The sequence below is a fragment of the Corallococcus sp. NCSPR001 genome (genome assembly GCF_017309135.1).
In the GTDB taxonomy this organism is placed as follows: Bacteria; Myxococcota; Myxococcia; order Myxococcales; family Myxococcaceae; genus Corallococcus.
In genome coordinates this window covers 6,372,550-6,397,210 of sequence record NZ_JAFIMS010000002.1, presented here as the reverse complement: position 1 = coordinate 6,397,210, position 24,661 = coordinate 6,372,550, and the positions used below count along the sequence as shown (strand labels likewise).

At 69.6% G+C, this 24,661-nt stretch carries 25 protein-coding genes; 12 read left to right on the top strand and 13 right to left on the bottom strand.

Annotation, left to right across the window (positions count from 1 at the left end):
• Window positions 1–13 precede the first annotated feature (13 nt).
• On the bottom strand, window positions 14–754 hold the full coding sequence (locus JYJ93_RS27535; protein WP_206796898.1) for an endonuclease/exonuclease/phosphatase family protein: 741 nt from the start codon (window positions 752–754) through the stop codon (window positions 14–16).
• Between the two features lie 95 nt (window positions 755–849).
• Window positions 850–1,785 carry a bestrophin family protein gene (locus tag JYJ93_RS27530; RefSeq protein ID WP_206796889.1) on the bottom strand — a complete coding sequence of 312 codons (936 nt, stop codon included), beginning with the start codon at window positions 1,783–1,785 and terminating at the stop codon, window positions 850–852.
• A gap of 73 nt (window positions 1,786–1,858) precedes the next feature.
• Here JYJ93_RS27530 and JYJ93_RS27525 point away from each other — a divergent pair, with 73 nt between their 5' ends.
• Window positions 1,859–2,989: a hypothetical protein gene (locus JYJ93_RS27525; protein ID WP_206796887.1), complete on the top strand. Its 1,131-nt coding sequence runs from the start codon at window positions 1,859–1,861 to the stop codon at window positions 2,987–2,989.
• A gap of 88 nt (window positions 2,990–3,077) precedes the next feature.
• On the opposite strand, the gene JYJ93_RS27520 is transcribed toward JYJ93_RS27525, so the two are convergent.
• Window positions 3,078–3,836, bottom strand: a complete 759-nt coding sequence (locus JYJ93_RS27520) for a 2OG-Fe(II) oxygenase (RefSeq protein WP_206796885.1) — start codon at window positions 3,834–3,836, stop codon at window positions 3,078–3,080.
• A gap of 81 nt (window positions 3,837–3,917) precedes the next feature.
• Here JYJ93_RS27520 and JYJ93_RS27515 point away from each other — a divergent pair, with 81 nt between their 5' ends.
• Window positions 3,918–4,703 (top strand): DUF1801 domain-containing protein, encoded by a 786-nt coding sequence (locus tag JYJ93_RS27515; protein ID WP_206796883.1) that lies wholly within the window; start codon window positions 3,918–3,920, stop codon window positions 4,701–4,703.
• Between the two features lie 14 nt (window positions 4,704–4,717).
• Here the strand turns inward: JYJ93_RS27515 and JYJ93_RS27510 are convergent, their stop codons facing one another.
• Complete coding sequence (locus tag JYJ93_RS27510) at window positions 4,718–5,911, bottom strand: macrolide family glycosyltransferase (protein WP_206796874.1); 1,194 nt, start codon at window positions 5,909–5,911, stop codon at window positions 4,718–4,720.
• Between the two features lie 117 nt (window positions 5,912–6,028).
• On the opposite strand from JYJ93_RS27510, the gene JYJ93_RS27505 reads away from it, so the two are divergent.
• A complete protein-coding gene (locus JYJ93_RS27505) occupies window positions 6,029–6,637 on the top strand; it encodes a TetR/AcrR family transcriptional regulator (RefSeq protein ID WP_206796872.1) in 609 nt (202 codons plus the stop codon).
• On the opposite strand, the gene JYJ93_RS27500 is transcribed toward JYJ93_RS27505, so the two are convergent.
• Window positions 6,600–7,316, bottom strand: a complete 717-nt coding sequence (locus JYJ93_RS27500; protein WP_206796863.1) for a DUF2306 domain-containing protein — start codon at window positions 7,314–7,316, stop codon at window positions 6,600–6,602. The two genes, JYJ93_RS27505 and JYJ93_RS27500, sit on opposite strands and share 38 nt — an antisense overlap.
• Window positions 7,317–7,456: 140 nt before the next feature.
• Here JYJ93_RS27500 and JYJ93_RS27495 point away from each other — a divergent pair, with 140 nt between their 5' ends.
• Window positions 7,457–8,620, top strand: a complete 1,164-nt coding sequence (locus JYJ93_RS27495; RefSeq protein WP_206796862.1) for a sensor histidine kinase — start codon at window positions 7,457–7,459, stop codon at window positions 8,618–8,620.
• Window positions 8,617–9,264, top strand: coding sequence for a response regulator transcription factor (locus tag JYJ93_RS27490; RefSeq protein WP_206796860.1), 648 nt, complete (start codon window positions 8,617–8,619; stop codon window positions 9,262–9,264). The genes JYJ93_RS27495 and JYJ93_RS27490 overlap by 4 nt, the downstream gene beginning before the upstream one ends.
• 28 nt (window positions 9,265–9,292) lie before the next feature.
• On the opposite strand, the gene JYJ93_RS27485 is transcribed toward JYJ93_RS27490, so the two are convergent.
• Window positions 9,293–9,664: a hypothetical protein gene (locus JYJ93_RS27485; RefSeq protein ID WP_206796858.1), complete on the bottom strand. Its 372-nt coding sequence runs from the start codon at window positions 9,662–9,664 to the stop codon at window positions 9,293–9,295.
• Window positions 9,665–9,666: 2 nt separating this feature from the next.
• Window positions 9,667–10,380: a hypothetical protein gene (locus tag JYJ93_RS27480; protein ID WP_206796855.1), complete on the bottom strand. Its 714-nt coding sequence runs from the start codon at window positions 10,378–10,380 to the stop codon at window positions 9,667–9,669.
• Window positions 10,381–10,899: 519 nt separating this feature from the next.
• On the opposite strand from JYJ93_RS27480, the gene JYJ93_RS27475 reads away from it, so the two are divergent.
• Complete coding sequence (locus JYJ93_RS27475; RefSeq protein WP_242543945.1) at window positions 10,900–12,003, top strand: hypothetical protein; 1,104 nt, start codon at window positions 10,900–10,902, stop codon at window positions 12,001–12,003.
• 57 nt (window positions 12,004–12,060) lie between these two features.
• Here JYJ93_RS27475 and JYJ93_RS27470 read toward each other — a convergent pair whose 3' ends face one another.
• Window positions 12,061–13,302: an MFS transporter gene (locus tag JYJ93_RS27470; RefSeq protein WP_206796843.1), complete on the bottom strand. Its 1,242-nt coding sequence runs from the start codon at window positions 13,300–13,302 to the stop codon at window positions 12,061–12,063.
• A 122-nt stretch (window positions 13,303–13,424) separates the two neighbouring features.
• Between JYJ93_RS27470 and JYJ93_RS27465 the strand changes: the two genes are divergently transcribed.
• Complete coding sequence (locus tag JYJ93_RS27465) at window positions 13,425–14,405, top strand: LysR family transcriptional regulator (protein WP_242543944.1); 981 nt, start codon at window positions 13,425–13,427, stop codon at window positions 14,403–14,405.
• A gap of 17 nt (window positions 14,406–14,422) precedes the next feature.
• Here the strand turns inward: JYJ93_RS27465 and JYJ93_RS27460 are convergent, their stop codons facing one another.
• The 3 genes from JYJ93_RS27460 to JYJ93_RS27450 all read right to left on the bottom strand — a co-directional run bounded on the left by JYJ93_RS27460 (window position 14,423) and on the right by JYJ93_RS27450 (window position 16,935).
• Window positions 14,423–15,160 carry a hypothetical protein gene (locus JYJ93_RS27460; RefSeq protein ID WP_206796841.1) on the bottom strand — a complete coding sequence of 246 codons (738 nt, stop codon included), beginning with the start codon at window positions 15,158–15,160 and terminating at the stop codon, window positions 14,423–14,425.
• A 94-nt stretch (window positions 15,161–15,254) separates the two neighbouring features.
• A complete protein-coding gene (locus JYJ93_RS27455) occupies window positions 15,255–16,385 on the bottom strand; it encodes a class I SAM-dependent methyltransferase (protein WP_206796839.1) in 1,131 nt (376 codons plus the stop codon).
• Window positions 16,386–16,416: 31 nt separating this feature from the next.
• On the bottom strand, window positions 16,417–16,935 hold the full coding sequence (locus JYJ93_RS27450) for an endonuclease V (RefSeq protein ID WP_269012388.1): 519 nt from the start codon (window positions 16,933–16,935) through the stop codon (window positions 16,417–16,419).
• A gap of 105 nt (window positions 16,936–17,040) precedes the next feature.
• Between JYJ93_RS27450 and JYJ93_RS27445 the strand changes: the two genes are divergently transcribed.
• Together JYJ93_RS27445 and JYJ93_RS27440 are read left to right on the top strand one after the other, a co-directional pair.
• On the top strand, window positions 17,041–18,996 hold the full coding sequence (locus JYJ93_RS27445; protein ID WP_206796837.1) for a DUF4185 domain-containing protein: 1,956 nt from the start codon (window positions 17,041–17,043) through the stop codon (window positions 18,994–18,996).
• A 156-nt stretch (window positions 18,997–19,152) separates the two neighbouring features.
• A complete protein-coding gene (locus JYJ93_RS27440) occupies window positions 19,153–19,587 on the top strand; it encodes a hypothetical protein (RefSeq protein WP_206796835.1) in 435 nt (144 codons plus the stop codon).
• A 19-nt stretch (window positions 19,588–19,606) separates the two neighbouring features.
• Here the strand turns inward: JYJ93_RS27440 and JYJ93_RS27435 are convergent, their stop codons facing one another.
• Complete coding sequence (locus JYJ93_RS27435) at window positions 19,607–19,894, bottom strand: hypothetical protein (RefSeq protein WP_206796834.1); 288 nt, start codon at window positions 19,892–19,894, stop codon at window positions 19,607–19,609.
• A 129-nt stretch (window positions 19,895–20,023) separates the two neighbouring features.
• Between JYJ93_RS27435 and JYJ93_RS27430 the strand changes: the two genes are divergently transcribed.
• The 3 genes from JYJ93_RS27430 to JYJ93_RS27420 all read left to right on the top strand — a co-directional run bounded on the left by JYJ93_RS27430 (window position 20,024) and on the right by JYJ93_RS27420 (window position 23,810).
• Entirely contained in the window at window positions 20,024–20,596 is a 573-nt protein-coding gene (locus tag JYJ93_RS27430) for a hypothetical protein (protein ID WP_206796832.1), read from the top strand.
• 124 nt (window positions 20,597–20,720) lie between these two features.
• Window positions 20,721–22,292, top strand: coding sequence for a discoidin domain-containing protein (locus tag JYJ93_RS27425; protein ID WP_206796830.1), 1,572 nt, complete (start codon window positions 20,721–20,723; stop codon window positions 22,290–22,292).
• A gap of 96 nt (window positions 22,293–22,388) precedes the next feature.
• Window positions 22,389–23,810, top strand: a complete 1,422-nt coding sequence (locus JYJ93_RS27420; protein ID WP_206796812.1) for a glycoside hydrolase family 43 protein — start codon at window positions 22,389–22,391, stop codon at window positions 23,808–23,810.
• Window positions 23,811–23,866: 56 nt separating this feature from the next.
• Here JYJ93_RS27420 and JYJ93_RS27415 read toward each other — a convergent pair whose 3' ends face one another.
• On the bottom strand, window positions 23,867–24,589 hold the full coding sequence (locus JYJ93_RS27415) for a TetR/AcrR family transcriptional regulator (protein ID WP_206796800.1): 723 nt from the start codon (window positions 24,587–24,589) through the stop codon (window positions 23,867–23,869).
• Window positions 24,590–24,661: the final 72 nt, after the last annotated feature.

The following is a 24,661-nucleotide window of genomic DNA, read 5'->3' as shown; positions in this document are numbered from 1 at the left end:
CCCGGCCTCATCCTCAGTACTGGACGGTCGCGGTGTAGGCGAAGTGGTCGGAGCCGTACTTCTCCAGCCGCTCGGCGGGGCCGGTGCCGATTCCGATGCTGACGTAGATCTGATCGATGGGCACGCCGCTGACGCCCGCCGTGTTCAGGTGGTTCATCCCGGGGATGTCCTGCGACAGCGCGCGGTTGAAGTCGCCCACCAGCACCACGGGCAGCCCCCGGCCGCGCAGCTCCGCGACGACCTCGCGCACCACGGCGTTGTGCGTCCGCCAGCGCTCCTGACGCTCCGGGTGCTCGCCGTTCCAGGCACCGGAGATGTAGTGGGTGTTGACGAACGCCAGCTTCTCGCCGGTCGCGAGGTTCTTCAGCACGACCCAGTTCACGAAGCGCGACGGCGTCACCCCGGCCTCCCCGCCGTGCGTGAGCCGGGAACCGTCGCCCGTCTTCTCGAACTTGTTCTTGCGCCAGGAGATGGCGATGGAGTTGCGCGCGTCCAGCCGGTCCTCACCGGGCCGGAAGTGGGCGTAGTACTCCAACTCCCCCAGCTTGGAGTGGCCCTCCGCGGTGGACACCTCCTGCCATCCGATGATGTCCGCGAGCGGCTTCATGTTCGCCTGCCCGTACCACGTGTTGTGCGTCGCGACCGTGGTCGTGGTGCTGGCGAGCGCCGCCGTTTCCGTCTCCTCGGATGAAGCGGGCAACAAGCCCAGGGAGAGCAGCAGACTGAGGACGGCTGAGGACAGGAGCTTGAGCATGGTTCCCTCGGAAGGCGCGGCAGGCCATTCCTGGCGCGTCCGAGGCAAGCTAGCAAAAGCAGTATTTACAGAAAATACGAACAGGAATGTTTCTATCAGCCGAGGACAAAGTCCCTGGGGCGCAGCGGCTCCGGCTGAGGCTCTCCCAGCGATTCCAGCATGTTGATCTCCGCCGTGCGGGACATCGCGAGCAGCGGCAGGTCGTTGGGCGCTTCTCCGAAGGGCTCTTCCATCTCCTCGCTGAGGAGGTCCAGGCCGAAGAAGGTGTAGGCGATCATGGCCGTGAGCACGGGCGTGAACCAACCCATCGACTCGGCGAGGCCGAAGGGCAGTAGCAGACAGAAGAGGTAGGCCGTGCGGTGCAGGAGCACCGTGTAGGCGAAGGGCAGGGGTGTGAGGCGGATGCGCTCGCAGGCGGTGAAGATGCTCATCATCGCGTGCACCCGTTCGTTCAAGGTGGCCCAGGTGATGTCGGTGAGCCGGCCCTCCCGCAGGAGGCGGGCCAGCTCCAGCTGGTGCTCACGGAGGAGGGCATTGGGGCGGTTGCCGCTGCCCAGGACGCGCGAGCGCTCGGGCTCTTCCAGGTGGCGGCCCATGGCCTCTGAAGCGTCTTGCGAACGCAGGTGCGCGGCGAGCGCGTAGGGGAAGGCGATGGTGCGGTGCACCAGCCTCCGTGCCGCCTGCCGTCCGGCGTCGGGCAACTCGGCGCGCCCGTCGTCCAGCAGCGCGATGGTCGCGTGGGTGAAGGCGCGCACCTCGATGATGAGCGCGCCCCACTGCTTCCGTCCCTCCCACCAGCGGTCGTAACAGGCGTTATTGCGGAAGCCGAGGAAGATGGAGAGCGCGATGCCGAGCAGCGACAGCGGCGCTGGGGAGGTGACCGGAAGCCGGATGTAGCCCTGCTTGAGCGTCAGGACGACCAGGGAGGCGAGTGCCGCGACCCCCAGCACGTGGGGCAGGACGCGCGGCAGGATGGTGCCGCGCACGACGAACAGGAGCTTGAAGAAGCCAGGGCGGGGACGAACGATCACGGCGCGTCTCGTGCCCCAAATCCGCGCCTGTCGCAAGCGTGCCGCCCTAGACTGCCTCCCTCCTGGAGGCTGAATGCACCCGAAGAGACTTCACCGGTTCCCCGTGTCCACGCTGCGCTCGCTGGCCGTGGGGGCCGCGCTGATGTGCGCCGCCGGCTGCTCGGACGATGAGGGCGTGGACGTGCCCAACCCGCTGACCAATCCGAAGGACGGGCCACCGGCCGGCAACCCGAACGCCGAGGCGACGTGCCCCGTGCCCGCCGAGGCGGGGCTCGCGGATGTGTCCCGGCCCACCACCGTGGTCGGGACGGGGACGGCGGCGAGCTGTACCTCGGAGGCCTTCGTCAATGCCGTGGCGAAGGGCGGGGTCATCACCTTCGACTGCGGTCCGGAGCCCGTCGTCATCACGTTGGAGCGGACGGCGAAGGTCTTCAACGACAAGGGGCCGGAGATCGTCATCGACGGCAAGGGGCTGGTGACGCTGAGCGGCGCGGGCAAGCACCGCATCCTCTACATGAACACCTGCGACCAGGCCCAGGTGTGGACGACCTCCCACTGCCAGGATCAGGACCACCCGCGGCTGACGCTCCAGAACCTCACCTTCGTGGACGCCAGCTCCAAGAGTGAGAAGGAGTACGACGGCGGCGGCGCGGTCTGGGTGCGCGGCGGACGGGTGAAGGTCATCAACTCCCGCTTCTTCAACAACGTGTGCGCGGACACCGGCCCGGACGTCGGCGGCGCCGCGCTGCGCGTGTTCGACCAGTATGACGACCAGCCGGTCTACGTGGTGAACACGACCTTCGGCGGCAAGGAGGGCTACGGCGGGGTCTGCTCCAACGGCGGCGGCATCAGCAGCATTGGCGTGTCGTGGACCATCATCAACAGCCTCTTCTCCCACAACCGGGCCATCGGCAACGGCGCCAATCCCGCGCAGCCGGGCACGCCGGGCGGTGGCAGCGGCGGGGCCATCTACAACGACGGCAATACGATGACGCTGTCGCTCTGTGGCACGCGCATCGAACACAACGAGGTCAACGCGCACGGCAGCGCCATCTTCTTCGTGAGCAATGACCACTCGGGCGACATCCGCATCGACCGTTCGGTCATCCAGAACAACAAGGGAGGGTCCTGGTACGAGACCTATCCCCAGATTTCGAACCACGCGGACACGCCCATCCGGGTGACGAACTCCACGATCGAATAACGACCGTCCTGGTGGAGAGCCAACGCGTTTCAGGATGCTCCGCCCCGGTCGGTGTGTCCGTCGTCGTGGACAGCGACGGCTCGGCCATTCAGGGGCGCGGTGGCGCCCAGAGAGCGCTGTGGGCCTCTGGAGCGTCCGGGGATTCCTCCGCCGTGTAGAAGTAGGCCGCGACCGTGGCCCGGCCCCGTCCGTCGGGACACGCCAGCGCGGCGGGGTGGCCGTGCCAGTGGGTGTCGCCATGCGCCATCACGACCAGCCGATCCAACACCGGCGCGATGCGGGCCTCGCACCGGGAGAGATCGGCGTTCCACAGCTCCAGGTCTCCGCCCCACGCGGGCTCCCAGCCCGGGTTCAGGTAGTACAGGACGGTGAGCCGCCGTGAGAGCGCGCGGGTGCGATCGCGGTTGAAGTCCGCGTGGAGCGCCAGATGGCCTCCGCGCAGCGTGAGGTGCAATCCGGCGCCCCGGAAGTGCGGATCCGCGATGAGCCCTTTGACGCCGGTGAGCGTCTCCAGGAAGTCGAGGAACGCCATGCCCGAGAGCTCCGCGAGCAGGTGCCGGAGCGCGCCGTGCACGCCCTCGAAGGCCTTGCGCTGAAGCTGTCCCAGGCGGGCCGCCTGCTCTGGATGATCCCGGCGCATCCAGGGGGCTCCGGTCGCGCCTGGAAAGACGCCGGCCAGGTCCGTGGCCAGCCGCTCCCCCAGGAAACCATCGATGACGACGTGCGGATGGGGCCGGGCGCCGCCGTAGGCGTCGCGATGCGCCAGCGCGAGTGAGCGGAGCGCCGTCCGGCTGAGGAAGAAGCTCGGGCCCAGCAACGGACCTTCATCGACTGTCGCGACGCTCACGGGGCCTCTTCCGCTGGGGTTGCCGGCCGTCGATGATGCCATGCCCGTTGCACCCACGCTTCCGGACAGACAGGAGCCGCCATGGCGACGAAGAAGACCCGAGTCCCACAGACGATCGACGCCTATCTGGCGAGCGTGCCCGACCCGGCGGCGAAGAAGACCCTGAGCGCCCTTCGCGCGCAGCTGCGGAAGCTGCTCCCCAAGGCCACGGAGACCATCAGCTACCAGATGCCCGCCTTCAAGGTGGATGGGAGCGCCGTCGCGGGCTTCGCCTTCTTCAAGAACCACTGCGGCTACTACCCCTTCAGCGGCGGTGTGGTGCCGGCGATGGCGTCGGAGCTGGAGGGGTACGCCACGTCGAAGAGCGGCGTCACCTTTCCTCCGGATGAACCGCTCCCCGCGAAGCTGGTGAAGAAGCTGGTGGAGGCGAGGCTCGCGGAGATCGCCACTCGCGCGAAGAAGCCCACGCCCGCGAAGAAGAAGGCCGCCACCACGGGCTTTCAGGTGGGCGTGGTGCGCACGCTGCGGATGAGCGCCCCCGAACTGTGGGATTGGATCACGACGCAGCCGGAGCGCTGGCTGGGCGCTGGCGCGACGCTGCAGGCCGAAGTGGGAGGCCGTTATGCGGCGCCCAAGCGTCGCGGCGTCCCCGCCGTGCGAGGCGAGGTCCGGGGGGTGAAGCCCGGCCAGCGCCTTCGCATGACCTGGGAGACGGACGGTTGGAAGAAGCCGGCGACGTTGCAGCTCACTGTGACGCCGAAGACGAAGGGCGCCTCCCTCCACGTGCAGATGGAGAAGCTCCCGGACACGGAGGTCCGCGAGGCCATGCGCGAGCGCTGGTCGAAGGTCCTTGCCCGGATCGAGTAGGGGCCCGGGTTCATCTACAGGCGGAACTCCTCCTCCAGCAGCGCCGCCGCGCGCGCGGCCCCAGCCTCCGCTCGCAGCTCCTGGCGAAGGGCCGCGAGCCGGGTCGCGACGGCCGGATCCTCCGTGAGCTGGAGCAGCGCGGAGCGCAACGCGTCCGCCGTGGCGTCCTCCGTGTCGATCCGCTTCGCGACACCGAGCGCGACGAGCTGGTCGGCGTTGGAGAACTGGTCCGTCGACTGGGGCACGGCGATCATGGGCAGCCCGCAGTACAGGCCCTCCTGTGCGCCACCCATGCCCGCGTGGGTGATGAACGCATCCGCCTGTTCGAGCACCGCCAGCTGCGGCACCCAGCGGTGGACCTCGACGTTGTCTGGGATTGCTCCCAGGTCCTCCAGCGCCACGTGCTTGCCAATCTGCAGCACGACGTGCCAGCCGGGAAGCCCGCCAAACGCGGCGAGGCACGCGCGGTAGAAGGTGGGCTGGCGCGTGAAGGTCGAGCCGAGCGACACCAGCAGCACCTTGCGCGCGCCTGGGGGGCGCTGCCACGACCCCTGCGCCGAGCGATCCCCGAAGCACGGCCCCACGAAGGTGAAGCGCTTGCGGTCCACGCGGTCCGCCTGGGGTTGGAGCGCGCGAGGAATCAGCACCAGTCCGCGCGGCGGCTTCCCGACGAAGAGCATGGCGTCGGTCTCCGCCACGCCGCACTCCTTCAGCCAGGCGGAGTAGCGCTGGTAATGCGCCACGGCGCGCGGGTCGGTGCGCAGCGTCTCCACCAGCGCGGCCATGTCCTGCTCGTAGCCCTCCCAGGCGACGGAGGAGGGGGAGAGCTGGACCGCGGGGATGCCCCAGTTCTCTCCGAGGATCCGCGCCGTGGAACAGCCGATGTCATAGAGGAAGAGGTCCGGCCGGTCGTGCTCATACGCCGCGCGCAGCTGCGGAAGCATGGCCATGGCGTCATCGAGGAACATGTCCAGCTGTCCCACCAGGTCGTCGGGCCAGCGGGTGTCCGGCGCGCCTTCGCGGGGGAGCAGGGAACGGTAGGGGCGAAGCTCCGCGCCCGTGCGGGAGATGGTTTCCGCGAAGTCCGTGTCGTTGGCGTACGTCACCCGGTGGCCTCGGGACACCAGCTCCCGGATGAGCTCCAGGCTCGGATTGACGTGGCCATGGGCGGGGATGCTGACCATCGCGATGTGGGCACGGCGAGACATGGCGCTCTCCTGGCGGAGGGTGGCGAGACGAACCGTCTCGTTTCGTCACAATCCGTCTGGAGGTGTTGGATGTCAAGACGAGACGTGCCGTCTCGTGAGTTGGTAGGCTGGCCGCCCATGGCTGAACCGAAGACCCCGGAACCGTCCCGCCGCAGTGAGCGCTCCCGCCAGGCCATCCTCACGGCCACCGTGGAGCTCGTCGGTGAGATGGGCTACGCGCGCCTGACGATTGAAGCGATCGCGGCGCGGGCGGGGGTGGGCAAGCAGACCATCTACCGGTGGTGGCCCTCCAAGGGGGCGGTGGTGCTGGACGCCTTCGTGGAGTTGAGCGGAGGCCACCAGCCCGCGGCGCTGCCGGACACCGGCAACCTCAAGGCCGACCTGCGGGAGGTGCTGCGCGCCACGGTGCGGGAGCTCACGGATCCGCGCTTCGAGCTGCCCTCGCGCGCGCTCACAGCCGAATCGCAGGCGGACCCCGTGCTGGCCCAGCAGTTCGTGGAGGCCGTGCTGCGGCCCCACCTGAGGGCGATCCAGGAGCGGCTGCGTTCAGCCCAGCGCGCGGGTCAGGTCGCGAAGGGGGTGGACCTGGATGTCGCGGTGGAGCTGCTCGTCGGGCCGCTCTTCCATCGGTGGCTGCTGCGCACCGCGCCCCTCACGAGCGCGTACGCCGACACCGTGGTGGACCTGGCTATCGCCGCGCTGCGGCCCCTGTCCAGGGGACGCTAGCGGGAGCCGAAGCACTCCGGGCGAAGCGCTGGCGGTAGTAGCGCGTCCACAGGTTCAGCCCCACCACGCCCACCACCGTGGGCCCCAGGAAGAGCGCGAGCTGGAGGCCCTCGATGCCGACATGCCGGGCGTTCACCACCAGCGCGGCGGTGATGGTGCCGATGCCCGAGGCCACCATGGCGCCCATGTGCTGGAACCACCAGTGCATGCGGTCCTGCGGCGGACGCATCCAGTACCAGAGCCCGGTCAGCCCGGAGAGGATGCCCACCGGCGCGAAGCCCCAGAGCAGGGGCACGCCCATCCGCAGTCCGTACGCCTCGGTGAAGAGCCCCATGCCCAGGAGCAACGTGGACAGGCCCACGTCCAGCGGGTGCGTGCTCGCCCCGGTGCGCGTCTTCGTGCGTATCACACGCACCCCCATGGACGCGGAGGCCGCGCTCAGCAGCGCGATGTAGATGAAGAAGAGGTCCATGGGCTGCTCGCCCGGTGCCTGGAGGAAGCGCGGTCCGGAGATGGCCAGCGCGGAGATCGCGGCGGAGATCATGGCGCCCACGTAGGCCTGGCCCACGCGCCGGTGCAGGGTGCCTCCCTTGCGCGCCACCAGGGGCAGCCAGAGCGTGACGAACGCGATGATTCCCGACGCGATATGGAGCCAGCGGGCGAAGAGATAGAACGACACGGGTGCCTCCGACGTGTTGCGAGTCCGGAAAGCAAGGTACGCGTCGGCGCGTGTGCCTCCATCTGGCGGAAGTCATACGGTCCGCATGTGACTTCCGGCACATGGCCCCCGCGCCCCGGCTGGCCTAGGGTCCTTGAGCCATGCCCGAGCAGTCCCCCGTGGCGAAGCCCGCCGCCACCCATCGTCTTCTCTTCGTCGCCGGAATGCTGACCTGGGCCGTGGTCGGCTTCGCGCGCGCCGAGGACCTGGCGCGTGAGCCCACGCGGTGGACGGCGCCGGACACGCTGCTGTGGGGACTCGCGCTCCTCACCTTCGGTGGGGCCTTCTGGTTCCAGACGCGGGTGCAGGGCAGGGGGGAGCTGCCGCTGCTCGCCGCGCAGGCGCTCGCGGCGCTCGTCTGCATCGCCACGGGAGGGAGCGGACTGGACGGCGCGCTGCTCGCCATCACCGCCGGACAGGTGCCAGAGATCCTCCCCCAGCGCCGCGCGTTGGCGTGGGTGGGGGCCCAGGTGCTGGGAATGCTCGTCGTGTTCGCGATCCAGCGCCCGCCGGTCCATGCGTTGGTGCAGACGCTCATCTTCGCCGGCTTCCAGGGCTTCACGTTCGGCACCGCGTTGGTGATGGTCCGCGAGGCCGAGGCCCGCCGCGAGCTGGCCCGGGTGCACGCGGAGCTCCAGGCCACCCAGGTGCTGCTCGCCACGCGCGAGCGCGAGGGCGAACGGTTGCGCATCGCGCGGGAGCTGCACGACTCCGTGGGGCACCACCTCACCGCGCTCAGCCTCAACCTGGAGGCCGCCGCGTACACCGCGAAGGACACGGCCGCCGCCGAGCACCTGCGCCGCGCACGAGAGACCGCCCGCACGCTCCTGTCCGAGGTGCGGCGCACCGTGACGGAGCTGCGCGAGGCGCCCCTGCCGCTCCTGCCCTCGCTGCGCGCGCTCGCGGAGGGCGCCCCGGGGCTCGCCGTGCACCTGGAGGTCCCTGGTGAGCTGGCCCTGGAGTCCACCGAAGCGGCGCACTCGCTGTTCCGCTGCGTGCAGGAGGTGCTCACCAATACGCTGCGCCACGCCGGGGCCCGCAACCTGTGGATTGCCATTGCCCCCACGCAGGACGGAGGGGTGCGGGTGCACGCGCGGGATGACGGAAGCGGCGCGGTGAGGGTGACGCCCGGCGCGGGGCTCACCGGCATGCAGGAGCGCTTCACCCGGCTGGGCGGGCGCGTGGAGTGGCGCGCGGCGGCGGGGACGGGACTGGAACTGGAGGCGTGGCTGCCGGCCACGCAAGAGCGTGGGGTGGGGACATGAACACGGTCCGCCTGGTGCTCGCGGATGATCACGCCCTGGTGCGACAGGGCCTGCGGAGCCTGCTGGACCTCACGCCGGACCTGCGGGTGGTGGGGGAGGCCTCGGACGGCGAGGAGGCGCTGCGCAAGGTCGCGGAGCTGAACCCGGACGTGGTGCTCCTGGACGTGCGCATGCCTCGCATGACGGGGCTGGAGGCCCTGCGCGCGCTGCGCCGCACGGACGTGGACCGGCGCGTAATCCTGCTCACTACCTTCGACGAGGACGCCGTCCTCATCGAAGCGCTCCGGTTGGGAGTGCAGGGCTTCCTCCTCAAGGACGTGTCGCTGGAGGAGCTGGCGGAGGCCATCCGGCGCGTCGCGTCCGGTCAGACGCTGCTGCCGCCCGGCGTCGCGGAGCGCGTGGCGCGCGGCATGGCGGAGCTGCCCCGGGACTTCCCCCACGCGGACCTGCCGGAGGGGCTCACCCGCCGTGAGGTGGAGGTGCTGCGCCTCATCGCGCGGGGCCTCAGCAACCGGGAGATCGCCGACGCGCTGGGGACGGCGGAGGGCACGGTGAAGAACCAGACCTCCAGCATCCTCTCCAAGCTGGGCGTGAGGGACCGCACCCGCGCCGTGCTCCGCGCCATGGAGCTGGGCTGCCTCTGAGGAGGCAGCGAAAGCTCACGCGCCCGCGTCAGCGCGTCTTCTGCTGGTACGCCTTCACCAGCGCGTTCATGCGCCGCCCGCTCGGATCCTCCTTGCGGGGATCGGCGACGACGAGCACCCACTTGCCCGAAACCACCGTGGAGCCGACGGCGTCGCCGATGAGCGCCCAGCCGGCCTCTTCCGCCCTGCGGGCCTGCTCCGCGCCGTCGAAGAGGCACACCGTGGCGTCCAGGCCGCTCACCTTGCCGGCCTGGCACCTGCCGCCGGGCAGCTTCTCGCCGACGTCGGTGAAGCCGGAGGGCGATTCACCCGCCGCCCTCCACGCGTCCAGCACGTCGTTCGCATCGCGGGAGCACCCCGCCAGCAGCAACGCCCCCAGCGCGAAAACCATGCGGCGCATGCTCAGTCCCGCCCCTTGTGCTTGTGCTTCTTGTGTTTGCCATGGCCATGACCGTGGCCGTGGTGATGATCATCATCGTCGTCCTCCCGGATGATGATGACCTCGCGGGAGGGCGGCGGTGGCCGTGCTCCGACCTTCACGTCCACGTCCACGTTCAAGCCCACCTGGATGATGGGGCCGTGGTACTGGGGCGGCGGCGCGAACGCCACCACCGGGCGCGGCACGTTCCAGCCGCGATACACCGTGTTGACCCGGACCCGCTTCGGGTTCTCCCGCTGATACGCCTCGGGGTACTCACCCGCGTAGTAGTGGACGTCCTCCTTCTCCACGAACTCCTGGCGCGGCGGCGGCTCATAGGCGTGGTAGTGCGGCCCGTCGTGATAGCAGTACTCCACCACGTCCACATTCACGTCGATGTCGATGAGCACGTTGAGCACCACCGGATGGTGCCCGTAGTAGGAGTGCCGGGGACCTTCGTAGCCGAAGGGCGTGGGATCGCCGATGAAGACGTAGACGTTGTCCCGCGTGCGGTAGAGCGTGTCCGCGTACAACGGCGCGGCGGAGTGCACGTGCATGGATTCGAGGTGGCACAGCCCGTCCCCGGGCTGCCCGGTGCGCGGGTGCATTCCCGCGTACCGCCACTGCTTCGCCTCGGCCGCGCCTGCGGCCATGAGCAGCAGCGCCGTGGCCAGAGCGGCCAGATTCCTGTGTGACATGGTGAGTTTCTCCCTGGAGGCGGGCACGCTCCAGCCTCTCCCTGACCCGGACCACCCCGGGGCGATCACATCCAGGCGCGTGGCCCGCGTCCGGTGTGTCCGTGGAGGTGCGCTACGTGCCTCGCGGCGACAGCCGGCTCGAAACATTTCGGTGCCGCGACATCACCGCCGCGCAAGAGGCCGTCTCGACTTTCGAACCTGCCCTGGCGTGCGCGGCCGGTGCTGGACGCTTCATCTGTCCAGACCCAGACGCCACGGCCAGGGGAGGCAAGCGTCCGGGGCACGCGGGAGTCGGCTCCTGGAAGGGCGGCCATTCCCTGGGGGGCATTGGGCGCGTCCGTTCGCGTCCATACCCTTTCAGGCCACATCGACCTGAAGCGAGGACCCCCGATGTCAAACCCCCGCTGCTCGTGCCGCTCTCGCTGGATGCGTGTCCCCATCTTGATGCTGTCACTGTTGCTGTGCAGTGCATGTGAGGCCGTGGGACGGATCGAGTCCCCTGAGATGCAGGCCCTTCCCATGGAGCCATCCTCCGCGTCCGGAGACGATGCGCAGGCTCCGGCTCCCCCCGCGCTGCCTCCGGCCCCCGCGGGGCTTCGTCCCGTCGCGGCCTGGGAGGGGATGTTCGTGGACGCGTGGGGCCGTGAGCACATGCAGACCTTCCTGCCCTGGAGCAACTCACGCGACAGCTGGGACTTCTACAACCTCGCCTATGGCCTGGACGCCAACACGGCCATGTACCGCGCCACCGGGAAGCGGGCGTACCTGGACCGGGCCCTGCTCTACGTCAACAACCTGGTGGCCTCCGCCCGCGTCTCCTCGTCGCTGCCCTACAGCCAGTTCAAGGACGCGTACCTGGGCTGGTCCTCGGCCCTGTCGTCACCGGCCGGGCAGGAGGTGCCGCTCTATGAGAGCTATTGCTGGCGCTACGTCACGCGCATGCTGCGCGTCATCCGCGAGACGCCGGACCTCTACAATTCCACCAGCTACCGCAGGCAGTACGACCGGCTGCTGACGTTCACGGAGCGGAACATCTTCGACAAGTGGTACCAGCGCGGGGCGAACGACTTCGTCTACCGCAACCGCACGCACATGGCCGCGCACTGGGCCTTCATCGCCATGGACCTGTCGCGGATGACCAACGACCCCGCGCGGAGGGCCCGCTACCTGGAGGTCTTCGACAACATCAACCACGGCATGCCGAACTTCCCGTCCTCGCTGCGCGACAAGCTGTCGCCCAACCCCGACCAACCGGCGGCCTGGTTCTGGAACGACAAGTGGGACACGAATGATCAGCCCGGCCAGGACGTGGCGCACGCGAACAACGTGCTGGCCTTCATCGTGGAGGCCCACGACGCGGGCATGGAGTGGACGGACGCGGACATGCGCCGGTTCGTCGCCACGCTCAACACCGTCATCTGGCCCGCGCCCAAGGCGTATGCGGAGTACGTGGATGGCACCGGGCAGGGGGATGGCTGGTTCAACGACGGCCTGATGAAGCTGGGCCGCTACGACGTCAACCTCCAGCGCCGGCTGGAGCAGCATCGCGTGGGCCAGAACAGCCAGTTCTTCGCCAACGGCGCGCTCAACGTGCGGATGCTGTCCGAACACGCTGTGCAGTAGATGGGGCAGGGGCGCCCCGTCCCCGTATTGGGGACGGGGCGCGGTGTCCGCACCCGGTCAGCGGGCCGCGGGGAGCAGGCGGACCAGCAGGCCCGCCAGCGCGGAGACCGTCGCCAGCAGCGTCACGCCCATCCAGCCCCACGAGGCGAGCACCAGGCTGCCGCTCGCAGCGCCCACGGACATGCCGGCGAACACGCCGACGAACAGCACCGCGTTGAGGCGGCTGCGGGCGGCGGGCTCGATGCCGAAGACGAGCGTCTGGTGCGCCACGAGCGTCACCTGCGCCCCCAGGTCGAAGCCAATCGCGCTGGCGCCAATCAGCCACAGCCGGTGATGGGGTTCGAGCCACGGCGCCGCGAACATCGTGGCGAAGGACAGGACGGTCAGGCCGGCGCCCAGGCGCGTGACGACCTCCGGCCCGTAGCGATCCGCGATGCGGCCCGCCACCGGAGCACCCAGCGCCCCCGCCGCGCCCGCCAGCCCGAAGGCACCGGCCGCGGCGCTCCCCAGGTGGAACGGGGCGCCATGCAGCATCACGGCGAGGGTGGACCAGAACGCGCTGAAGCCAATGGAGATGAGCCCCTGCGCCAGCGCCGCCCGGCGCAGGGCGCCATGCTTGCGCCACAGGCCCGCCAGCGAGCCGAGCAGGGCGCCGTAGGAGAGCGTGTTCGTCGGATGGAAGCGGGGCAGGCCGCGCCAGGCCGCCACGCCGACGAAGGCCACGCTGGCGGCGGCGACCCCGTACATGGCGCGCCAGCCGAAGCGCTCGGCCACCACGCCGCTGATGACGCGGGACAGGAGGATGCCGAGCAGCAGGCCCGTCATCACCGTGCCCACCACCTTGCCGCGCTCGTGCTCGGAGGCCAGGGTCGCGGCGGCGGGGACGATGTCCTGCGCCACCGTGGCCGTCAGGCCCACGGCGAAGCTCACCCCCAGCAGCAATTGGATGCCCGGGGCCAGGCCGCCCAGCAGCAGGGCCACGCTCAACAGCGCGGCCTTGATGAGGATGATGCGGCGCCGGTCGAAGCGGTCGCCCAGCGGCGTCAGCAGCAGGATGCCCAGCGCGTAGCCCAACTGCGTGAGCATGGGCACCAGGCCCACCGCGGTGTCGGAGGCGCCGAGCGTGCCCCCCATGACCCCCAGCATCGGCTGGCTGTAATAGATGGACGCCACCGACAGGCCGGCGCTCGTGGCCAGCAGCAGCCGCAGGCCGTGCGACAGGGAGGCCCGGGTGGCGGAGGCGGGTGAGGGGAGGACGCCGGTTCCGGCGGTTCCATGTACGGCGCGAATGAAGGACATGATGTTCACCTCGGGTGCTGCGCGACGAGGTGACAGTGCGTCAGAGGAAGGGGAGACGGTAGACGCGCGCTCCGTACAGCGGTTATACGCGTGGCGTATCACTCCTCTGGGAGCAGGCTCACATGCCCAACGCTTCGAAGCCGGCCCGGCGGCGCGGGTCCCCGCCGGGAATCCCCGCGTCCGCCAATGCCGACCGGCTGGAGCTGATGCAGACGTTCATTCGCATCGTCGACGCCGGGAGCCTGTCCTCCGCCGCCGCGCAGCTGGGCACCACGCAGCCGACGGTGAGCCGCAGGCTCCAGGCGCTGGAGCGTTCCCTGGGGCTGCGGCTGCTCCAGCGCTCCACCCACGCCATGAAGCTCACCGAGGACGGGACGCGCTGCTACGAGCGGGCGAAGGAGCTGCTGGCCAGTTGGGCCCTGTTCGAGTCCGACCTGCGCGGCGCGAGCGACGAACCGGAGGGCACGTTGCGCGTCGTGGTGCCTCACGCGTTCGGGCAGAAGCTGCTGGTGGACCCGCTGACGGAGTACCTGGGCCGTCACCCTCGGGTCTCCGTCGAATGGTTGCTGCATGACCGGGCGGTGGACTTCATCGCGGACGGCATCGATTGCGCCATCCACGTGGGCGAGGTGCAGGACCCCAGCGTGGTGGCGATCCGCGTGGCGGAGGTGCCGCGCATCGTCGTGGCCGCGCCCTCGGTGCTGGCGGGAAGGCCCGCACCGGCGCATCCCGACGAGCTCGCGAGGCTGCCCTGGCTGTCCCTGCGCACGTTCTATCGCAACGAAATCTCACTCACCCACGTGGCCACCGGCGAGGTCCAGCCCATCGCCTTCCAGCCGCGCGTGAGCACGGACAGCCTCTACGCCCTGCGCAGCGCCGCGGTGAAGGGCCTGGGCGTCTGCGTGGGCTCGTCCTGGGTGCTCCAGGAGGAACTCCGGCGCGGCCGGCTCCTGCACCTGGTGCCGCGATGGCAGGCCGCGCCGCTGCCCATGTACCTGCTCTACCCCTCCGCGCGCTTCCATCCGGCGAGGCTGCGCAGGTTCGTGGCATGGATGCGCGAGAGGATTCCGGCGGCCCTCGCGGTGGCCACGCGCACGGGATGAGCCGGGCCGCGGGCGTATCAACGGCCTGGGACCGCGGGTGGCGCCGGAGGTGGCACGCCCAGCGCGAGGAGGCGTGGGGCATACCGCTGGTAGAGCTGTTCCAGGTCCGCGTGGTGCCGCCCCACGTCGACTCCCCGGCTGCTGTTGCCAGGGTGGACGCGGTGCAGGTGGCTCAGGTGGGCGCCTCTCACGGGCAGGTGTCCCGCGAGCAGGAAGCGCACATAGAGGTCCAGGTCCTCCGCCATCCAGAGCGACTCGTCGTAGCCGCCGACCTGTTCGAAGAGGCTCCGGTGGAAGCAGACGTTGCCCTGGAGGAAGTGCTCCGCCCGGAAGATGGCGATCAGCATCCGCACGGGCGTCGGGAACGTCCAGGCCGCGTAGTCCTGGCCTGGCAGGTAGCGCCTCTCTTCGTCCACGCGCACGAAGTCCGCGACGAACCAGCGCCGGGCGTGATGCTGGAGGATGAGCTCGGCGTAGTGGTGCAGTGTCCGCTGCAACAGCAGGTCGTCATCATCGAGCGGAACAATCCACGCGTCCGGATCCGACTCGCGGATGAGCGCGTTGCGCGCCGCGCCCGGGCTCAGGCGCTGTTGCTGGACATGCACCCGGTGCTCCACGTCGAACCCGAGCGGAGCGCAAACTGTGGCGCGCACGCTGCCCCTGGCTTCCGCCAGGTACTCCGCGCGCCCGTCCATGCTGGGAGTGATGACCGCGAAGCGTGGACGCGAGCCGGGGGCCGAGGGAGAAGTCTCCATGAACCTGCCTCCTGTCGAGGCAAGGGTGGGACGCGCGAAAGCCCGCGGCCATCACCCCGGAGGGACGGCCCTTCCTTCCAACGGAGCGCCCTGGCTATCCGCCGGTGGGCGCGAGGCCGTAGAGGGTGGTGATCTCCTGGGAGCGCGCGGCGTGCAGCGGGTCCGCCTTGTCCTTCGCCTTGGAGTGCCGCGCCGGGATGGACTTCCGCCACGTCACCTTCAGGCCGCAGCGCTCGAACTGCTCCTCCAGCCACCCGGCCGGACGCAGGCCCAGCAGCACCGCCAGGTCCGAGAGGATGAGCAGCCCCTCTCCCCCGGGGTTCAGCGCGGCGGGGAGCCCTTCCAGGAAGCGGCGCAGGAACTGGCTGTCCTCGTCGAACACCGCGCGGTCCACCCGGTTCTTGGGCGGCTCGGGAATCCATGGCGGATTGCAGACGACAACGTCCGCCCTTCCTTCCGGGAAGAGGTCCGCCTCCGTCACCTGGAAGCGCTGCGAGAGGCCGAGCCGCTCCGCGTTCTCCCGTGCGCACGCCACCGCGCGGGAGTCGCAGTCCGTGGCCTGCGCGGACGCCGCTCCTCGCTGCAGGAGGAGGAAGGCCAGCACGCCGGTGCCGGTGCCCACGTCGAACACGCGCTTGCCCTTCACGTCCGGCACGGCCGCCAGCAGCTCCACGTAGTCCGTGCGCGTGGGCAGGTAGACGCCGTAGTGCGGATGCAGCAGGCCCTTCAGCCCCGGGACCTCCAAACCCTTGCGCCGCCACTCCGCGGCCCCGAGCATGCCCAGCAACTGCTTGAGCGGCACGACCGTGAAGTCCTCCGTCGGCTCGCCCCAGACCTGCCGGCATGCTTCCGCGACGTCCGGCGCGCGTGAGAGCTCCATGCGGTAGCCACGGTCCAGCGCGACGACGATGCGCGACAGCGTCGCGTGCTCCTGCTGCCGCGCGCGGCGTTCGGCCCGGAACGCCTCCAGCGGTGAGCGGGCCTGCCAGGGCCGTTCGAGCCGCCGGCCCAACGCGCCCAACAGCTGCTTCGCGTTGTGGAAGTCGCCGGTGTAGCGCAGGAACTCGCCCCGGCGGACGCGCTTGAGCGCGGTGTCAGCGCTGAGCCCGTCATCCACGGGCGACAGGCGCGTGGGGGCGGGCTCGTCACTCTCCGAGTGCCAGGTGAAGGCGGCGCCGGGCGGAAACTCGAAAGGAGAGGCGGTGGGGCGGCGGGGACGATCCATGGCCCTGGGGTAGCATGTCCTCGTCCCTCCGTCAGGACTCACGGCACAACCGGTCCACGAACTTCAACATCGTTGGCAGGCGTGATGCGCCGTGCATCCGCCGGATGTGCTCCGCGGCGGTCGCGGTCTCCATCCCAATGGCGGTGATGAGCAGGGGACGCAGGCTCTGCCCCCGCACGATGGGGAGTGCGGACCCCGTGGTGACATACGGCGTCTTGGCCACGCCGATGACGGGCACCGTGCGGCAGAGCGCCTCGTACAGGTGGGCGCCCAGGCCGGGCACGCCCTCTCCGAGCCACACGTAGCCATCCACGACGATGGCCTCCAGCGGCTCCTGCACGTCGGCGAGCACCCGCAGCAGGTGCGGCAGCTCGCGGCGGTAGAACTGGCCGGGCTCGTAGGGGGCCGCGATGGGCCCCCGGTCCACCAGGTGCCCGGCCTCCTTGGCGTCCGTCCACGCGCGAAAGAGGACGCACGCGGCCACGGTGACGTCGGGGCGGTAGTCCACGTCCACGCAGGCGAGCATCCACGTCTCCTTGGGCGCCCCCACGCTACCGCTGATCCACCGGACACTGGAGTCCTCAACTCAAGGTTGAGTATTTCTTGATTTAGAGCTTTCGCGGTGAATGCAAATTTCCTTGCCGGAGGAGTCCAGATGATGAGGCGCGCGGTGGTGTTGCAGGCGGTGTGTCTGTTGGGGAGCGCGGGCACGGCCGGGGCGGTGACGCCCACGAACGTGACGAAGGTGGCGCGGGTGACGGGCGCCACGCCCGCGGGGGAGACGCTGCCCAATCCGAACCAGACGCACACCAACCATGAGGTGTACGGCACGGACCTGGGCATCGTCTGGGACAAGGGCGGCGGTGAGGTGTTCGTCCTGTTCGGGGACACCTTCGGCGTGGGCTGGTGCGGCAACGGCGGGTGCGGCGGCGGCTGGCGCAGCAATGTGCTGGCGCGCTCGGCGGACACCTCGCTGTCCAATGGCCTGACCTTCACCACGATGATCCAGGACCGCACCCGCCACGCGAAGGAGGTGCTCGCGTCCCGGAAGGTGGACAACGACGAGATGACCGTCATCCCCACCGCGGGCGTCAGCGTGGGGACGCGCCACTACATCCACTACATGTCCGTGAAGCACTGGGGCGACCCGGGACAGTGGACGACGAATTACTCGGGCATCGCGTACTCGGATGACAACGGACAGAACTGGGTGAAGCACCCCACGGCGCGCTGGGTGAACAACGCGTCGTTCACGAATCCCTTCCAGATGGGCGCCTTCGTGAAGAACGGCGGCTTCGTCTACCTGTACGCCACGCCCAACGGGCGCTTCGGCAACGTGCACCTGGCGCGCGTGCCGGAGGGCGCGCTGCTGGACATCAACGCGTACCGGTACTGGGACGGCAACGGCTGGTCCGCGTCCCAGGCGGCGGCACGGCCGGTGGTCATCGGCGCCGCGGGGGAGTTGTCCGTCGCGTACAACGCCGCGCTGGGCCGCTTCCTGATGACGTACCTCAACGAGCACCGGCAGGCCGTGGTGATGCGCGACGCGGGCACACCCACCGGGCCGTGGAGCGGGGAGAAGCCGCTGGCCACCGGTGCCGCGTTTCCCGGCATCTACAACGGCTTCATCCACCCGTGGGGCAACAGCGCCAGCGAGCTGTACTTCATCACCTCGCAGTGGACGCCCTACAACACGTTCCTGATGCGCGCGACGCTCACGGCCGACGCGGACGGAAACAACCTGCTGTCCGAGCCGGGCTTCGAGACGCAGGCCGCGACGCCGACGATGGCGCCCTGGTACCTGGCGGGCGCGGGCGGCATCGACCGGGCGCTGGGCAATGCACACTCCGGCCAGGACAACGGCTTCGTGCGGGGGAGCAGCGGCTGGAACGCGCTCAAGCAGAGCGTCGTGGTTCAGCCCTACACGGACTACACGCTCAAGGGCTGGCTGCGCTCCTCGTCCAACTCCAGCCGGGGCTTCTTCGGTGCGCGCGTCGCGGGCAACGGCGCCGTCCTGGGAGAGACGCAGTACGGCTCGCTGCCGTCGTGGACGGAGCGCACCGTCACCTTCAACTCCGGCGCGAACTCCATCGTGGAGGTCTACAGCGGTGTGTGGGCGGACGCGGGCGACACCTGGGCGCAGCTGGATGACGTGAGCCTCACCCGAGGCGCGAACCTGGTGGCGCAGGGCGGCTTCGAACAGCAGCCGTCCTCCACCGCCACCTCACCCTGGTACGTCCAGGGTAACGGCGGCGTCGACCGGGGGCTGGGCTTCGCGCGCACCGGCGCCAACAACGGCTTCGTGCGCAACAACACCGGCTGGAACGCCCTCAAGCAGGAGGTCGCGGTGATGCCCAACACCGTCTACACGCTGACGGGTTGGGTGAAGACGTCCTCCAACCAGAACGACGGCTACTTCGGCGCGCGCGTGCTCAACGCCGGTCCCATCCTCAACGAGGTGCACCTGACGCAGCCGTTGAGCGGCTACACGCTCCAGTCCGTCACCTTCAACTCCGGCAACAACCACAGCGTGGAGGTGTACGCCGGAACCTGGGCGAACGCGGGCGACACCTGGCTGCAGGTGGATGACGTGGCGGTGGTCCGCGACTAGAGGGCGAGGCCGGGCGGTCCCCGGCTGCATGTTTCCAGGTGTTATGAAATCTGGATTCGCTCAATGACTTTGAGCGCAATGACACACGGTGCGAGCGATCTGCTCGACAGGTCATGGAGGTTGTCTGACGCGCACGCGCGCCCCTAGGCTCGCCGGATGAACCGACTCCTGGCAGCGTTGATCCTTCTCCCCGCGATGGCCTTCGGGCAGGTGCGTGTCGACATCGATGTGAAGCTCCCCGACATCGTCTTCACGACCCCGCCGCCGCTGGTCGTCGTGCAGCCTGGCGTGCAGGTGGTGGAGGACTACGACGAGGATCTCTACGTCGTGGACGATGCGTACTGGGTGCGCCGCGATGGCCGGTGGTTCCGGGCGCGCGACTACCGCGGTGGCTGGGTGGTCGTGGAGGAGCGGCGGGTCCCCGTCACCGTCGTCAAGCTGCCCCCCGGGCGCTACAAGCGGTGGAAGCACGGGAAGAAGGCCGCCGTGCCCGCGTCGTACCGTGAACGCGGCCCGGACGACCGGCGCCACGACCACGACGACCACCACGATGATCACCACAAGGGGGGCAAGGGGAAGGGGAAGAGGTAGCCCCTTGCCTGAAGGTCGCTCAACCCTCGACGGTCTGGGGCTGCTCGCCGTCCGGGTGACCCTCGCGGCACACCCGGGCGTCTTCATCGGCGGACAGCTCCGAGGCCGTGGCTTCAGCGCCCACTCCGAGTGACTCGACGCAGCGATAGCCTGCGTCACCGCAGTTCGTGTCCTGGCCGTTGACGCTGCAGACATCGACGCAGAGCGGATACCTCGCGCAGACGGTGCTGCACGGGGGCTCCGCGGCGAGCGCCGGCGCGGAGGTGAGCAGGAGGAGGGCAGCGGCGAACGGAGTGGGGAGGCGCATGCGGAACTCCGGTGGTGACGTGGAGTGCGGATGCTCACCCGGGACACGCGGCGCGGGAAATCGTGGCTACCCGCTACGCGCGGCGTGTCGCGCGACAGGCCGGACCCGGCGTCTGGTATGACTTCAGCCATGTTCCTGAAGCACGTCTCGCCTCTCCTCGCGCTCCTGCTGTCCGTGCCCGGCGAAGCGCCCCGGGCGGCGGCTCCGGTGGCCTCTCCGTGCGCCCAGGCCCCCCTGTTCCAGCGCTACGCGCGCAGCGGCATGGTGGAGTCCCTGCCTGGAAACAAGGTGCGCCTGACGGCGGTGGCGGACGTCCACAGCGAGGATTGCGGCGCCCCCGACTGCTATTTCACCCGGGTGCGCGCGGTGTTCCACTTCGCGGAAGGCGAAGGCTGCCAGGTGCGCGAGGTGAAAGTCTCCACGGAGGATGGCGGCTGCCGCCCGCAGGGGGAGCGTGCTCCAAAGAGACAGGAGGCGTTCTTCCCGAAGGGCCCCGCGGACGTGGCCGACCCGGCGTTGGCGCAACTCACCCTGCACACGCGCAAGGCGGACCGCGCCCTCATCCTCCTCCCCAAGAACCTCTTCTACTTCGAGGACGTGAAGCCTGGCGCCTCGCTCCACACGACGCTGCCCACCGGCGAGGCGGGAGAAGACGCCTGCTGTTGGGGGGCCTCCATCGCGGAGCCGCACTTCCGCGATTAGGAACCCGCGACGCGCCGTGATGGTGATTTCGTTATATTCTAGTTTTTCTTAATAGAATTGACTTGCTGGTTTTGGTGCTCGCAATGTCTCGCCGTCGCCACGATGGCGACAGGGGGAGCACACCATGCCGAAGTCGAAGCACCTCGCGTCCTGCCTTGCCCTCGCGCTGGCCACGGTCTCGCCAGTGGCCCTCGCTGATTCGGCCATCTACGGCGGCGGCCCGTTCTATTCGGGCGGCACCGCGGTGATGAACGACCTGCGCGGCTCGGGCTTCACGACCGTCATCCTCTGGAGCTTCCACATCGAGGACAACGGCGACCTCGTCTACAACGACATCCCGGTCGTCCGGAACGGCGCCTATATCGGCGACCCGGCTTGGCCCACGCGGCTGGCCACGCTGAAGACGGCGCCGACCTCCGTCAATCGCATCGAGGTGTCCATCGGCGCGTGGAGCGTGCCTGACTTCGAGCGCATGGCCCGGCTGGTCAACGGCACCGCCGCGGGCTGCGGCAGCACGCTCGTCTGCGGCACCGGCACCAACAGCATCCTGTACCGCAACTTCCAGGCGCTGAAGGCCGTCACCGGCGCGGACGCGGTCAACTTCGACGACGAGAGCGCCTACGACCTCGCTCCGACCACGCAGTTCGGACAGATGCTCATCGGCCAGGGCTTCAAGATCACCTTCGCGCCCTACACCCAGCAGGCCTTCTGGCGCGGCCTCAAGGACAACCTGGGCAGCGCGGTCGACGGCATCTACCTCCAGGTCTACGACGGCGGCGCAGGCAACAACCCCGCGAGCTGGAACACCGCCATGGGCATGACCGTGGACCCCGGCCTGTGGTCGCGCCACGGCACCAACTGCGCCAGCGGCGACAGCCCGGCCACGGTGCAGAGCAAGATGAGCAACTGGAAGAGCACCGCCGGCATCCACGGCGGCTTCATGTGGCTGTACGACGACATCCAGAAGTGCTCGGCGCAGGGCACGAGCGCGCAGTACGCGGCGGCCATCAACACCGCCGTCAGCGGCAACACCCCGCCGGTGGCCCACTTCGGCGTCACCGTGAGCGGACTCACCGCGACCTTCAGCGACGCCTCCAGCGACAGCGACGGCACCATCACCTCGCGCAGCTGGAGCTTCGGCGACGGCAGCGGTTCGACGGCGACGAATCCCAGCCGCGTCTATGCCACCGCCGGCAACTACAACGTCAGCCTGACCGTGACGGACAACGGAGGCGCAAGCCACACGAAGACCCAGGCCGTCTCCGTCGGCGCGGGCTACGCCAACCTGGCGCTCAACAAACCGGCGACCGGATCCACGGCCTGCAACAGCAGTGAGTCACCGGCCAAGGCGGTCAACGGAAGCGTCTCCGGCGGCACCACCGACAAGTTCTGCTCGCTGGCCTCGGGCGCCTGGCTGCAGGTGGATCTCGGCTCGGTGCAGACGGTCAGCCGCTTCACGGTCCAGCATGCCGGCGCGGGCGGCGAGGCGAGCACCTGGAACACCCGGGCCTTCACCCTCCAGACCTCCACCAACGGCACCAACTGGAGCACCCCGGTGACGGTGACCAACAACACCGCCAACACCACCACCCACGCCATCAGCGCCACCTCCGCGCGCTATGTCCGGCTCAACATCACCACCCCCAGCCAGAACGGCGACCCGGCGACGCGCATCTACGAGCTCGAGGTTCGCTGACCGACCCTTCCCACGCGCGGGCGCGATGGGGACTCGACAACAAGTAAAAACTGATAAATAGGACTTCCAAGTCTTCGCAGGCCTGGAGGTCCATCGATGAAGAACCCCCCTTTGTTGTCCGCTGTCGTCCTCGCCGCGCTCGCGGCGGGCTGTGGTGAGGAGCGCCCCGAAGGCCCCGAACTGGCCACGTCCAGCGGGGCGCTCGCGTGCTCCACGCGCATCACCTACGGGGACCGGTGGATCCACCCCGGGCACCCGGAGCAGTACGACATCGCGAGCGGCCTGGTGACGTGGGACGGCAGCTGCGTCAACGAAGGCACCAACTCCTACGCCGTGTTGTCCAACGGCTGGAAGCCGTACTTCACCGGCAACAACGCCTGTGTGATGGCGCTCGACACGACGGACTGTGGTGGCGCCGCGGCCTGCGCGACGCGCGTCACCTACGGTCCGGCGTGGCTGCATCCGGCGGGGCACCCGGCCCAGTACGACGACGTGGGCGGCCGGGTGACGTGGGACCGGGGCTGCACCAACGCGTCCCCCAACTCGTACACGGTGCTGTCGAACGACTGGGCGCCGTACTTCAGCGGCACCAACGCGTGCGGCATCTCGCTGCGCTACACGGGCTGTGGCGGGCTCTACCAGAACCCCGTGGTGCCCGTGGACTGCGCGGACCCGGGCGTCATCTTCGACGGCACGCAGTACGTCGCGGCCTGCACGTCCGGAGGCGCGGCCAACGCGTTCCCGCTGCGCACGTCCAAGGACCTGGTCACCTGGACGTCCGCCGGCACCATCTTCCCCTCCACGCGCAAGCCGACGTGGGCCACGGGTGACTTCTGGGCGCCGGAGATCCACAAGGTGGGCAGCCGGTACATCGCGTACTTCACCGCGCGCCACCAGGACGGGAAGCTGTCCATCGGCGCCGCGACGGCCACCAGCGCCCTGGGCCCCTTCACGGACCTGGGCCATCCCCTGGTGCATGACACGGGCATGGGGATGATCGATGCCACGTTCTTCTACGACACCGCGGGCGTGCCGTACCTGGTGTGGAAGGCGGACGGGAACGCGGTGGGGCAGACCACGCCCATCTATGGCCAGACGCTGTCGGCGGATGGGCTGTCGCTCACCGGCACGCGCCGCACGCTGATGAGCAACACGCTCGGCTGGGAGGGCGGCGTCGTCGAGGCGCCGTGGGTCGTCGCGCGGGGCGGCTACTACTACCTCTTCTACAGCGGTAACTCGTACGCCAACAGCACCTACGCCGTGGGAGTGGCCCGGGCCACGAGCCCGCTGGGGCCGTACACGAAGCTGGGCAATCCCATCCTCAAGACGGGCGGCGGTTGGGTGGGGCCCGGCCACAACTCGGTGGTCACCGGCCCCGGCGGGGACACCATCATGGTCTACCACGCGTGGAACAGCGCCCACACGGCGCGGGTGATGCTCGTGGATGCCATCACCTGGCCCAACGGCTGGCCCGCGGTTCCGGAAGCGCCTTCCTCCGGTTCTCGGCCCATGCCGTAGCGGTTCGCTTCAAGCAGGGGACCGGCGGCTTCCGGCCCCTGCCTGACGACGCGCTGTCACCCGGCGTCCGTGATGCGCGCCAGCAGCTCGCTCAACAGCGCGCTTTCGCCCGGGGTCAGGACGGTGATCCGGTCCAGGGAGGCGCGCAGCGTGGTGGCCGCTGAGCGGGCCTCCGTGTTCGCTGGACGCGCTGCTTCGCTGGTGATCGCGGCGATGACCGTCTCCCTCGCGGCATCGGACAGGCCGGGGTCGCGTTGCCCTTCGGGCTGGCGCAGGAGCGTGAGCACCGCGCCGTTGCACATCGACGACACGAGGCCGAGCGCCCGCTCCTCACTGACCCGCAGGCGGCCCGCGAGCGCGATGTTCCGGATGCGGCGCCTCAGCACGTCGTTGCCGGTGCTGACCACGGAGGACTCGGGAGCCGGCTCCAGGTCGCTGCACATGAGCGCGAACAGCCCTGGGTGGCTGAGCCCGAACGCGACGTGCATGTCCCAGCCCATCCGCAGGTCCTGAAGCGGATCCGGGTGCGGCTTGCGCGCGGCCTTCTTCGCCACGTAGCTCGTCAACTCGTGCTCGACCACGGCCGACAGGAGGCCGCGCTTGTCCCCGAAGAGCCGGTAGAGCGTCGGCGCCTGCACCCCGGCGGCGGCGGCCACCGCGCGCGTCGTCGCGGCGTCGGGCCCTCCTGACGCGATGAGCTCCGCTGCGGCGACCAGGATGCGCGCGCGCGTATCGGGGCCCTCGGCGTCTTCGGCGGCGGCCTTCTCGCGATCCTTCATGCGACCGACTTAGCACGCGGCTGCCGGAACGTCGGTAACGAAGACTTGATAACGGCGATAGCAGTCGCTACG